This window comes from Paenibacillus curdlanolyticus YK9, assembly GCF_000179615.1.
Taxonomy (GTDB): domain Bacteria; phylum Bacillota; class Bacilli; order Paenibacillales; family Paenibacillaceae; genus Paenibacillus_T; species Paenibacillus_T curdlanolyticus.
On record NZ_AEDD01000007.1, the window covers coordinates 292,820 to 305,375 of the forward strand.

The window sequence follows — 12,556 nt, forward strand, 5'->3', positions numbered from 1 at the left end:
AGTCATGCTGAATCATTGAATAAACGGAAACAGCATTTTCTGATTGATCATCCAGAACATATTGTCCGCATTAATCACCTTCGTCTCCAGCAAAATCGGCTTATCCTCCCGTGCGTTCGACATGAGGGAAACCGCCTGCTGAACGCCAAGATAGCCGGTGCTGAAGCCATTCTGTACGACCAGCTGCTGAATGACGCCGTCCTGCAGCAGCTCAAGCTGTCCCGTCTCGCTGCCGAATGCAACAAGCTTAATCTGGCCCTGCTTGCCCAGCCGCTTCACCTCGTTGGACAAACCGATGGACCCCGTAGACTCCAGTGCCACCGCGCCGTCGACCCTTCCGCCGTCCAGCACCTGCTTAGCCGCCTCCCAGCAAGCATCCTTCTGGTCGCCGCATGCCCCGCTTTGAGCGAGCGAAATCCCGCTATACCCGGCAAGCGCGGCCCGAATGCCGCTTTCCCGCTGCGCCAGATCCGGATCGACCCGATCCGAGCGCAGAATAACGACGGTTCCCCTACCGTGTATCAGCTGCGCCATCGCCTCTCCTGCCTGCCGCCCCGCTTCCTCGTTGTCGACCGACACCGCCGCCCGCACGCCCTTGGCTTCCCGAACATCATTCAGCGTTACGACGGGAATGCCTTTGGCAGATGCGCTCGCCGCCACCTCCGACAGCACATGCTCCGTCGCCGGATCAATAAGAATGGCTGCTGCGCCATCATTGATGACGCGCAATGCAGCGGTCAGCTGCTCATTCGCATCCTCGACCGGCTCGAACGCGATATAGTCCAGCTGCGCGTCGAATTCCTTCGCCGCGGCATCAGCGCCGAGCCTCATCGCCTCGCCCTGCTCGCTTGCATGAACGGGAGCGATCAACGCGATGCGGCGAGTCGCTTCGGACGTCTCCGACGTTAGCTGCGATGCCGCGCATGCAGGCAGGACGGCCGACATAAGCAGCAGTAACACAAGCACTAGCGCGATGCGTTTCCGTCCAATGGCGCTTCCTCTAAGCCTCATCCTCACGCACCCCCTCTTCTTGCTCCCGCACGATCGGCATGCTGATCCGCACCGTCGTTCCTTCCTCCTGTTCACTCTCATAAGCAAGCCCATATTGCGCACCATAATAGAGCTGGATGCGATCATGGACATTGTGCACAGCAACGCCCGAACCCGCGCTCGTCTCGAGCGGCGATGCCTCGGCACGCGCCGCGTTCAGATCCGTCCGATCCAGAATGCTGGCCAGCTTCTGCGGCGACATGCCGATCCCGTTATCTGCGACAGCCAGCACGAGCAGCCCGTCCTCTACGGTTGCCCGAATTTGAATGAGCCCTTCATCCACCATATATTCGATGCCATGCACAATCGCATTCTCAATGAGCGGCTGCAGCACCAGCTTCAGCGTCTGACACGACAGCGCCTCTTCGTCCGCCTCAATCGTGAATTCAAACTTGCGCTTGAACCGCATTTGCTGAATGGTCAAATAATGCCGCGCATGCTCCAGCTCCTCGCGTACGAGAATCGTTGTTTTGCCTTTGCTCAGGCTGATGCGGAACAGCTTGGACAGCGACGTAATCATCGTGATCACGTCCTCGTTCTTGCTCATCCCGACCATGCGGACGACCGAATTGAGCGTATTGTATAGAAAATGGGGATTGATCTGCGCCTGCAGCGCTTCGAGCTCATACTTCCGCTTGGACTCCTGCTCGAAGACGATCTGCTTCATCAGCTGCCTGATCTTGTCCAGCATCAGATTGAACCGACTGGACAGCTGCACGACTTCTAGCGGACCTTGAATAGGCAGCTCGACCTCGAAGTCGCCTCGTTCTACCGCCTTCATCGTCACGCCCATTCGCCGAATCGGGCGGGTCAGCATGGCAGCCAGCAGCATGGAGATCAAAATCGCCATGATAAGAACGACTGCAACGACGCGCACCATGTACTGGTTAACCTCTTGGCGCGTCGTCATGATTTCATCCAGATAAGAGACGCCAACGACCTTCCAACCGATATTTTGCACCGATTTGACCGTATTCAGCCGCTTCACGCCATCCGATTCGTCCGTATAACTCGCCACCGAGGTGAGCGCCTGCTCGACGCTTTCGTTGCGCAGCCCCATGTAAATTAGCTGCTGCTGCGGATGGAAGACGATATTGCCAGCGCCTTCGTCGATAATATAGACATAGCCCTTCTTGCCGAGGCTGATCCGGCTGCTGAGCTGATTGATTTTTTTGAAATTGATATCGACCAGCAGCACGACATTCATCGGCTTCCCCTCGTGCATGACGGTAATGCCCTTGCTCATCGACACGACCCACTTGTACGTCCCGCTGTACAGATTTTGCACATGCGGAAGTGAGAAGCTCAGGTGATCCGGCACTCGAAGCGCCGAGTGAAACCAGCTTTGCTGCGACACATGGGAGCTCGAACGGACCGGCAGCGAAGGGTGGTTGCGCAGCAGATGGCCTTGATCATCGAACAACGCAATCGACACGAGATCATCGCGGCTGTCCATAATCGTATCAAGCTGCTTTGTTAGCTCCCCGTCGTTCCACTGCCCCTCCGTCAGCATTTTTTTCTCGATCGTCCGGTACAGCTGCGACATGCCGTCCACATAATCTTCAAGGTTGTAGCTTACCTGATCGACGATCTGCTGCGTGCTCAAATAAACGTTCTGCTCCGCCGTTCGCGAAAACTTGTTATAAAGCAATACGGCAACAATAGCTACGATTAATAAAATAAATAGCGAGAACGACCACAAAATAATCGATCGAATACTGCTCCGCCGCACCCATTCGCCCCATCGATCCATAAGGATGGCCGACCGCCTGCCGTCACGCCTCATGGCTTCTGCAGTCCTTCCGAATCGGAGGCCAGAATCCGGCTTCGATATTCTTTGGGCGAGATGCCGACCTGCTTTTTGAAGCAGAAGCTAAAATAATTCGCATCGGAAATGCCCACGCGCTCCGACACCTCGAACGCCTTCAGCTCGGTCGTTCGCAGCATTTCCTTCGCCGCCTCCATGCGAATGTGCATCAAATACTGCACGAACGTCATTTTGACCTCTTTCTTAAACAACCCGCTGAAGTAGCCCGTGCTGATATGCAAATGCGCGCACAGCACCTGAATGGATATGTCCGGATCGACATAATGCTCCTTCGTGTACTGGATCGCCTTCTCGACGATATCCTTGTACGTATGCTGCCGCTTGCTCGCAATGTGCTTCATCAGGCGCAGGCAAAGATCATGGAACCAGCGCTTCGCCTCGGGCAGCCCGGAAAATTTGAAAATCTCGGCATGCATCTGGAAGCCTGCCCCGAACAGTCCGTCCAGATCGACATCCGCATCCTTTGCCGTCCGCAGCACGGCCGTCACAACCTCAAGCAGATAAACCTGGATATCGCTGTACGCATAGGTCGACTCCAGCAGCTCCGAGAACACCGCTTCGACCGCATCCTCCAACTCCTCCGCCGTCCCCAGCTTCAAGCTGCGAATAAGCGCCTGCTCCTTCAGCTCGTCGAACCGCAGCTTCTCGTACCCGCGCCCTTCCACGTCATGGATAAAAATCACCCGCTCCGAGCCCAGCACAAGCCGATAATCGAGCGCCAGCAGGGCGTCGCCATATGCGTATTTGAGATCCTCGATATCGGCAACAACAGAGCCAACGCCGATCGTTACTGGCAGCTTCAAGTAGTGGACGATGCTTTTCAAAATGTTTTCCAGCGTCTCCTGCACCTTGGCAAGCCAAGCGGCCTCGTCCTCGGCATGAGCATCAATCGCCAGTACCGCAATGCTATCCTGATGAATAAAAGCGGTTCCAACTCCATTCAAGTCAACGAGCTCGCGCGTAATGTTCAGCATCGCATGCAGCATGAGATCGAGATCGCCCGATTGCCGCAGCGAGTGGCCGGATTGCCCCGTTTCCGGATCATCCAAAGGATGCAGCGCAATAACCGCAGCCGCATAACGCGAGCCTAGCAGTTGGAGACCGTAATGGCTCATCCGTTCCTCAATCTTCGAACGCGGCAGCTTGCGCGTCAGCAGCGAAGCAAGGAAGGTTTCGCGCAATACAGGCAGACTCGTCCGATAATGCTCCTGCAGCTGGCGAACGTCCTCCCGCTCGGCGACTTCCGTCTCGATCCGGTCGCGGATTTTAAACAGTACCTCTCTGAAGCTTTCCGACGAAAACGGCTTAAGCAAATATTCATCGACGCTGAGCCGGATTGCCTGCCGCGCGTAATCGAATTCGTCGTAACCGGTGAGAATCACGATTTTGACAAGCGGGTGATGGGCGCGCAGCCACTCGGCCAGCTGCAGTCCATTCGTGAAGGGCATGCTGATGTCGGTAATGACGACATCTAGCGCCAGACGATCCGCCATCTCCATCGCTTCCTTGCCATTCTCCGCCGTCCCGGCGATCGTAAACCCATTTGCCTCCCAATCGATCTCCTGCACAAGGCCTTCGCGGACATCAATCTCATCATCGACCAGCAGCACTCTATACACACGCATTCCCCCCATGAACGTTTCGACACCTATGACATTGTTAGAATTTTATTATTATCGGATAAAACAAGAAAAATCCACAACCCTAAGGTTGTGGATTTTGTGGTCCATCCAGCTTGCGCGTATGCTTCAAACGGTAAGCGAGAGGGGTCAAACCCTTCTGGCGCTTGAAAACCTGGAATAAATAATTGCTATTCATAAACCCATGGCTAATCGCAATTGCTTCGACCGTGTTGGTCGTTCCAACCAGATCTTCGCAAATGCGCTGCAGCCGGAAATCCTCGAGGTAGCCGCTAAACGATTCGATGCCAAACTTGTTGAAAATACGCTGCAGCTGGCGGACGCTTATCTGAATACGATCCGCAACCTCCTGCAAGGTAAGCGGGCTCGCATAGTTGGCATGCATATATTGCAGCGCCATCTCGAACCGATGCGCTTGAATGTCCCGCGCTGGCAGCAGCTGCTGGCCGTTCGGGTCTACCGTCGACTTGGCCGCCCGGATCAGAATCTGAATAAGCGACTGCCGAATCGTCGTATATGCGCCCAGCTCTCCGGTACGCCAAGCCATATACGCTTGCAGGAAGCTTGCCATCGCATCATGCTGATCCATGAATGGACGAAGCGGAAAATCGGTTAGCGCTTGCATGCACGCATCCGATTCCCGGTTTTCCCACTCGTCGCCCCATCCTTCCGATAAAGCGTCGTCGGGCAGCGGCGTAATGTCCACATGCAGGCACAATTCGTCCATTCCGCCTCGCGCATCCGCCGTCTGTTGGTGGACAACGCCCGGTCCCGTCAAATAAAACATGCCGCTGCTCAGCATATACGTTTGGTCAATGAGCGTGACGCTGCCTTTGCCTCTAGGAATGAAATGAAATTCGAATTCCGAATGCTTATGAAACTTTATCAGTTGGCCGGGCTTAAACGTCGTCAAATGCCACTTCAGCACCCGAATGCCGTATCTCCCCCACTTAAAATGGAGCTCCAGCCGCTCCAGCGCATCCATTTTTTCTTGCATGACCGCGAATGGATACGGACGCTGGCTTCGTTCAGTCAAGCTCATCGAGATGTACCGCCCTCTTCTCGGCTGCCGAACGGTTAGCCGCTTCCATCAGCGCGGTCAAATCCCGCGCCATCCGAATGTTGTCCGTCGCGGCTGTGTTGTCCTGAATATGGCCGACCCATTGCTCGAACGCCAAGCTGCGGCCCGCTCCGCGATCAGCTTCAATCCATTGCTTTTCGCCCGTGCGACTGCTTCGATACAGAATTCGATCTTCCGGCGTACCATAGAGCAGCGAGCCTTCCGTGCCGTGAAGCTCAATCGTAAACGGGGAATGCGCATTCACAAAGCCTGCTTCAACTACGCCGATCTCGCCATTAGGCCCGAGCAGCGTGACCACCGCATTGTCCTCCACCTCTTTGCCCAGCATGTATCCGAACGATGCGCTCACTTGCTCCGGCATGCCCAAGAACAGCCGAGTCAGATACATCGGGTGGCAGCCAAGGTCAATCAGGGCGCCGCCGCCGCATTGCTCGCGATTGTAGAAGTGCTCCGGCAGCCAGCCCGCTGTCGCGCCGTTATGGGATAAACGAACGCGCACGTAGGTCACGCGCCCGAGCAGCCCTTCGCTGAGGATCCGCTGAATAGCTGGCGTGTACCAATCGTTCAACCGCGGCAGCGACACGGTCAGCTTCACGCCGGACGACTCTACCGCTGCTAGAATTTCCTTCACTTCCGCTGTCGTCAGCGCCAGCACCTTCTCGGTGAAAATATGCTTGCCCGCTAGCGCGGCCTTCACCATTACTTCCCCGTGCATGTTCGTCGGCGTATCTACGACAACGCCGTCGACATCCTCCCTAGCGAGCAGCTCGTCCAAATTAGCGACGAACGGCACGCCTAGCTTCGCTGCCGCCTCCCTCCCTCGTTCAGGGAGCTCGTCCCATACCGCCACGACCTCTGCGTCGGGGTGATTTAATACGTTCTCTGTATAATCCCAGGCATGTACATGCCAGTAGCTCAGCATTGCGACTTTTAGCATGATGACAAACGCTCCTTTGCAATGAAAACTCCACAATTACGACTCCCCTCTACGGTAGCACACCGCCCAGCAAACGAACACTAGAACTTAAAGACATAAAAACTATACGATCACGACATGCCTAACAACTTTTCCGCAGCCATATTGACTCCAAATATGAGTCAAACCTATAGTAATGGCGTAACCAAATCCGGCTTGGACATGGAGGACAACGATGAGCGAACAATTACGGGTTGGCATTATTGGATGCGGGGGCATCGCCAATGGCAAGCACCTGCCGGCATTAAGCAAAAACAAGCATGTTGCAATCGTCGCTTTCTGCGATATTGAGGAGGAACGCGCTGCAGCCGCCAAGCAGCAATATGGCAGCGAAAACTCCCGTATATATACGGATTACAAAGAATTGCTCCAAGACGGAAGCATCGATATCGTGCATGTGCTGACGCCGAATGACTCTCATTCCTTCATTACGATTGACGCGCTGGAAGCCGGCAAGCATGTCATGTGCGAGAAGCCGATGGCGAAGACGGCCGAAGAAGGGCGTGCCATGCTCGCCGCAGCCAAGCGGACAGGCAAGAAGCTGACGATCGGCTACAACAACCGCTTCCGCCCAGACAGCCAGCATCTCAAAAAAGTGTGCGAAAAAGGGACGCTCGGCGATATTTACTACGCCAAAGCACATGCGATTCGCCGTCGCGCCGTCCCGACATGGGGCGTGTTCCTAGACGAGGAGAAGCAAGGCGGCGGCCCGCTCATCGACATCGGTACGCATGCGCTCGACTTGACCTTATGGATGATGGACAACTATAAGCCCTTATCCGTTACAGGCTCGGTCTTCCATAAGCTCGGCTCCAAGGAAAACGCAGCGAACGCTTGGGGGCCTTGGGACCCGGCAAAGTTCACGGTCGAGGACTCGGCAGTAGGCTTTATCAAAATGGAAAACGGCGCAACGATCTCGCTCGAAGCGAGCTGGGCGCTTAATTCGTTGGATGTGGATGAGGCCAAATGCACGCTTTGCGGCACGGAGGGCGGCGCGGACATGAAGGGCGGCCTTCGCTTCAACGGCGAAGAGGATGGTCGTCTGTTCGTGAAGGAGGTTGACCTGAAAGCAGGCGGCGTTGCCTTCTATGATGGCGCATCAGCGAAGGATATCGACGTAGAATGCGCGGCTTGGATCGATGCGGTGCGCTTCGACCGCGAGCCGATCGTGAAGCCGGAGCAGGCGCTCGTCGTTACGGAAATTCTCGAAGCGATTTACACGTCCGCACGCACAGGTGAAACCGTCTATTTCAACCGCTAGCCTTACGCTCGCTGGCTGACAAGAATCGGAATACGCTCATAACAAGGGAGGGGCCATTGGCCCCTCCCTTGCTTGTTGTCGCACCGTTCCCCCATATCGCACTGCCCCTACGCTGTCCGCAAATTCTACTTCACAGCAGTGCGCATACATATCAGGTAGTTAGGGAAAAGGAGGCTGCGACGAATGCCTTTTGTAAACCGGTTTTTCATCAATACGAACGGAGCGGCTACCTTCACAGGCAACACGCTCGGGCTTAGCCGCTCGAACAGCGTGGCCGTTCCCGGTACGGTCGACAGCATCGGCGCGTTCGTCACGACCAATACGGGACTGACATTCGGCACTTATCCAGCAGGAACAACCGGCAATTATGCATTAAACAATTCATCTGCCGTCCTGCAGCTGCCTCCCGGCTCCACCGTTCTCTATGCGGAGCTGATCTGGGGAGGCACCTATATCAATAACGGCGTCAATCTGAGCGCGTTCATCAATGACCCCGTCGGCTTCCAGACGCCTGTCGGCTCATTCAGCATTACGCCTGCATCCGCTACCGCAATGGAAGTCGTCGTCAGCAATGATCCGGGCGGAAGCCCGGTCTCCGCCTATGTCCGCTCTGCGGATGTGACGAGCCTAGTAGCGGGCGCAGGTGCCGGCACCTATACGACAAGCGGCGTTGTCGGGACCATCGTCATACCGGATCCTACCTCCAACCACGCAGGCTGGACGCTAGCGGTTTTTTATCATAACGCTTCGCAGCCGCTGCGCAATCTTTCATTGCGGGTCGGGGCGACCGTCATTCTGGCCACATCTGGTCCCGTCGACACGCCCATTTCCGGCTTCGCCACGCCATTCCTAGGCACGCTGAACGGACGGGCGCTCGTCGGCGCGCAGGAAGGCGATGCCAATAAAACCGGCGACCAAATGCTGTTCGGGCCGAACTCCGGCTCGTTAATGACGCTATCCGGGCCGAATAACTTCGTGAACAACTTCTTCGCTTCGCAGCTTAATAAGGACGATGGAACGCTCGACACGAGCGGCACCTTCGGCACGCGCAACCAGGTCAACGGACAGCCGGGCTTTAACATCGTTGGCGGACGCCAAGGCTGGGATATTACGAATGTGTCGATCTCCCCTACCCTCAGCAATGCTCAGACGACCGCCGTATTCCGATTGACGACCAACGGCGATGGATACCTCGTCGACTCCATCGGCATTCAGATCGATATTGCGCAGCCCATTCTGGAGGTTGAGAAATCCGCCAATCGCAGCGTAACCGTCGTAGGCGACATCGTTACCTATACGGTCAAAATCAAAAACACAGGCGTGGTGAATGCGACCGCCGTCGTCTTCTTCGACGGAACGATTGACGGCGCAGCCTTCATGCCAGGCAGCGTAAGAGTAAACGGGGTACAAGTGCCCGGCGGCGATCCGCTTCTAGGCGTTCCCATTGGCACGATTGCCCCTAATACGACCGTGACCATCATGTTCGACGAGCAAGTCGTCTCCGTTCCCGAGCCGCCTCAGCTAGTCAATCAGGCATTCGCAGCCTTCACCTTCCAGCCGACGCCCGACTCGCAGCCCATCTCAACATCCGTGCCTTCCAACTTGGTCAAAATCCCAATCCTCCTGCCGCTTATCGCCGTCGAAAAATCGGCAGATCTCATGAATGCGATCATTGGCGATACGATCACCTATACGTTATCCGTCACGAATGTAGGCAATATTGCCATTACGGCCATCATAACCGACCCGCTTCCGGTTGGAACAACCTTTGTCGCCGGCAGCGTATTCGTTAACGGGATTAATCAGCCTGGCGACAATCCGAACGTCGGAATCGATGTTGGCGTACTGAATCTCATACAGACGATTACGATTACCTACAAGCTTCTCGTAACTGCAGCCCCGCCGAACAATCTGATTCATAATCAATTTAAGACCGACTTCATCGCCCAACTGCCCGACGGCCGCAATATCCCAGGCGCCGTCATCTCGAATCCAGTCGACATCCCTGTTACGAGCCCGATGCTAGCACCGATCAAATCGGCCGATTTGCCAAGCGCTATCGTCGGGGAGACGATCACCTATACCGTTAGCTTCACAAACAACAATGCCTTTCCGCTAACGCAGGTCGTGGTGACGGACAATGTTCCAGCCGGCTCATCCTTCGTCCCTAACAGCGTCACCGTCGGAGGCAATCCGAGCCCTGCCGCCAGCCCGTTGACCGGCATTCCAATCGGCACTCTAGCTCCGAACGCAAGCGCGATCGTCACTTTCCAGCTGAAGGTCGACTCCCTGCCCGATCCGGCCACGCTCACCGACCAAGCTACCGTCACGTTCACCGCAGGTACGGAAACCTTCAAGTCGATGTCCAATCCCGTTACGATTCCGGTCATCACTCCGGGGGTTTCGCTCATCAAACGCGCTGGCGTTGCTACCGCGAATGTCGGCGATGTTGTGAACTACAGCATAACGGCAACGAACACAGGATCGATCGCTTACGATAGCGCCATCGTGTTTGATCCGTTGAACGCATTTTCCGCATTCGTGCCCGGCACCGTCATGATCGATGGCGTCCTCGCTCCCGCAGCGAGCCCGATAACGGGCATTCCAGTCGGCGTGATTGCCCCAGGCGGCTCCGTCGTAGTGTCCTACGATGTGCTTATGACAGCGTCGCCGCCAGATCAATTCTATGTCAATCAAGCCAATGAAACCTTCACCTATACGCCACCGGGACGCCCAACATTGCCCGGAGACGGCGTTTCCAACATTGTCATCGTGCAAAATACGCAGTTCACGCTCAGCATCGCGAAGTCCGTGTCGAGCCCAACCGCGGCGGTCGGCGATGTCCTGAACTATACGATTCAAGTGACAAACCTTGGCGCGGTCGATTCACTCGATACGATCGTTACGGACAGCTCTTCGCCTGGCGGCCAGTTCGTGTCCGGCAGCTTGAAGCTGGGAGGCGTTCCGATTACAGGGGATTTGGCCGCCGGCATTAATATCGGGACGGTGCCCGCAGGCGGAACCGCAGTCGTTACATTTCAGGTAGCTGTCGTCGCCGTGCCTCTCTCGGGCGTGATTAGCGATGTATCGACTACAAGGTTTACGAGCGACGGCATCGAGCAGACAGCTGTGTCTAATCCGGTCAGCGTAAGCATTACGCAGCCTACCCTTACAGCGACCAAGCAGGCACTGCAGCCGTTCGTTTTTGTCGGCGATATTATTAATTACCGATCCACCATAACCAACAGCGGCAGCTTTAACTCGCTGGCGACATGGTTTGATATTTTGCCGGAAGGCACTTCGTTCGTTGAAAATAGCGTCGCGCTGAACGGTTTCCCGGTTCCGGGCGCGAACCGGTTCACTGGCACGTTCCTCGGAACGATTGAAGCCGGCATCACGAACGTGATCACCTTCCAGCTCAAGGTCGAGTTCTATCCGCCCTCGGGCGTGCTCGTCAACCAAGGCAACATGCTGCTGCAATTTACGCTGCCGGATGGCAGAAGCTTCAACGAACGGATTCTGACGAATCCGGTAACCGTTGTCGTGCTCGCTCCCCCGTCTATTGTAAAGTCGGTCAGCGCGAATGAAGTGTTCGTCGGCGGCGCTGTTACGTATACCGTGGATATCTCCAATCCCGGTACGACGCCGTTTGATCGCGTCGTGCTCCAGGATATCGTGCCGAATGGCTTGTCGTTTATCGACGGCACGCTAACCGTAGGCGGCGCAGTCGTGCCGGGCGCCAATCCTGCCCGCGGCGTTTCGCTCGGTTCGATTGGGCCGAAAAACAACGTGCGCGTTACCTTTGCAGCTCGAGCCGTTCGCGAGCCGGAAAATCCGCATACCGTCAACACCTCCAGCATCACGTTCGACTATGTCGCGCCGGACGGGCGGCGTGTGCCAAGCGCGGCACAGTCGAACCCGGTCACGGTACTGATTCTGGAGGAAGAGGAGTAGGCGCGGCGGACGCGCTATAGACGGGCAGGCCGAGCCTTGTGAATAGGGCAGATTTTTGTGCCCTATTCGCGCCGGGGCGCGGCGGCTGCTCCGATAGGGCACATTTTTGTGCCCTTCGCGTCGAGGCGCGGCGGCTGCTCCGATAGGGCAGATTTTTCTGCCCTATTCGCGCCGAGGCGCGGCGGCTTCGCCGATAGGGCAGACTTTTGTGCCCTATTCGCGCCGGGGCGCGGCGGCTGCGCCGATAGGGCACATTTTTCTGCCCTATTCGCGCCGGGGCGCGGCGGCTTCGCCGATAGGGCAGATTTTTGTGCCCTATTCGCGCCGAGGCGCGGCGGCTGCGCCGATAGGGCAGATTTTTCTGCCCTATTCGCGCCGGGGCGCGGCGGCTGCTCCGATAGGGCAGATTTTTCTGCCCTATTCGCGCCGAGGCGCGGCGGCTGCTCCGATAGGGCAGACTTTTGTGCCCTATTCGCGCCGGGGCGCGGCGGCTGCTCCGATAGGGCAGATTTTTCTGCCCTCTTCGCGCCGAGGCGCGGCGGCTGTGCTGATAGGGCAGACTTTTGTGCCCTATTCGCGCCGGGGCGCGGCGGCTGCCGGTAGCGTCAAGAAGTTTGTGTAAGCTCTAGGTTGGGGTGATTCGCGGCGTATCGTTCCAGATACATTTGTTCAAGCTTCGCCTTCGTATCAACGTCGACAAATCCCCGTATCGCTCTACCGCACCATTTTTCGTTGTAGTCGAGTGCTTGCAAATAAATAATCTTTT

Annotated in this window: 7 protein-coding genes and 1 pseudogene; 2 read left to right on the forward strand and 6 right to left on the reverse strand. The window is 56.4% G+C overall.

Features of this window, described 5'->3' with window-relative positions; genetic code table 11:
- Positions 1–12: 12 nt before the first annotated feature.
- From PAECUDRAFT_RS14850 to PAECUDRAFT_RS14870, 5 genes are all read right to left on the reverse strand, one after another.
- On the reverse strand, positions 13–1,011 hold the full coding sequence (locus tag PAECUDRAFT_RS14850; RefSeq protein ID WP_006038924.1) for a substrate-binding domain-containing protein: 999 nt from the start codon (positions 1,009–1,011) through the stop codon (positions 13–15).
- Positions 1,001–2,803, reverse strand: coding sequence for a cache domain-containing sensor histidine kinase (locus tag PAECUDRAFT_RS14855; RefSeq protein WP_006038925.1), 1,803 nt, complete (start codon positions 2,801–2,803; stop codon positions 1,001–1,003). The genes PAECUDRAFT_RS14850 and PAECUDRAFT_RS14855 overlap by 11 nt, the downstream gene beginning before the upstream one ends.
- Before the next feature lie 29 nt (positions 2,804–2,832).
- Positions 2,833–4,497 (reverse strand): response regulator, encoded by a 1,665-nt coding sequence (locus PAECUDRAFT_RS14860; protein ID WP_006038926.1) that lies wholly within the window; start codon positions 4,495–4,497, stop codon positions 2,833–2,835.
- An 85-nt stretch (positions 4,498–4,582) separates the two neighbouring features.
- Positions 4,583–5,560 (reverse strand): AraC family transcriptional regulator, encoded by a 978-nt coding sequence (locus PAECUDRAFT_RS14865; RefSeq protein ID WP_006038927.1) that lies wholly within the window; start codon positions 5,558–5,560, stop codon positions 4,583–4,585.
- Positions 5,547–6,536, reverse strand: coding sequence for a Gfo/Idh/MocA family protein (locus tag PAECUDRAFT_RS14870; RefSeq protein WP_006038928.1), 990 nt, complete (start codon positions 6,534–6,536; stop codon positions 5,547–5,549). The genes PAECUDRAFT_RS14865 and PAECUDRAFT_RS14870 overlap by 14 nt, the downstream gene beginning before the upstream one ends.
- A gap of 214 nt (positions 6,537–6,750) precedes the next feature.
- Between PAECUDRAFT_RS14870 and PAECUDRAFT_RS14875 the strand changes: the two genes are divergently transcribed.
- The gene (locus tag PAECUDRAFT_RS14875; RefSeq protein ID WP_006038929.1) at positions 6,751–7,836 is read left to right on the forward strand and encodes a Gfo/Idh/MocA family protein; all 1,086 of its coding nucleotides are present in this window, start codon (positions 6,751–6,753) and stop codon (positions 7,834–7,836) included.
- A 183-nt stretch (positions 7,837–8,019) separates the two neighbouring features.
- The gene (locus tag PAECUDRAFT_RS14880) at positions 8,020–11,790 is read left to right on the forward strand and encodes a DUF11 domain-containing protein (RefSeq protein ID WP_006038930.1); all 3,771 of its coding nucleotides are present in this window, start codon (positions 8,020–8,022) and stop codon (positions 11,788–11,790) included.
- Positions 11,791–12,395: 605 nt separating this feature from the next.
- On the opposite strand, the pseudogene PAECUDRAFT_RS26820 reads toward PAECUDRAFT_RS14880, so the two are convergent.
- A pseudogene (locus PAECUDRAFT_RS26820) lies at positions 12,396–12,556 on the reverse strand (IS256 family transposase); the annotation flags it as partial.

Bases quoted from the DNA above. Each gene is read 5' to 3' on its own strand.
- PAECUDRAFT_RS14880 (WP_006038930.1), top strand. From the start codon at position 8,020: ATGCCTTTTGTAAACCGGTTTTTCATCAATACGAACGGAGCGGCTACC.
- PAECUDRAFT_RS14865 (WP_006038927.1), bottom strand. From the start codon at position 5,560: ATGAGCTTGACTGAACGAAGCCAGCGTCCGTATCCATTCGCGGTCATG.
- PAECUDRAFT_RS14855 (WP_006038925.1), bottom strand. From the start codon at position 2,803: ATGGATCGATGGGGCGAATGGGTGCGGCGGAGCAGTATTCGATCGATT.
- PAECUDRAFT_RS14850 (WP_006038924.1), bottom strand. From the start codon at position 1,011: ATGAGGCTTAGAGGAAGCGCCATTGGACGGAAACGCATCGCGCTAGTG.
- PAECUDRAFT_RS14875 (WP_006038929.1), top strand. From the start codon at position 6,751: ATGAGCGAACAATTACGGGTTGGCATTATTGGATGCGGGGGCATCGCC.
- PAECUDRAFT_RS14870 (WP_006038928.1), bottom strand. From the start codon at position 6,536: ATGCTAAAAGTCGCAATGCTGAGCTACTGGCATGTACATGCCTGGGAT.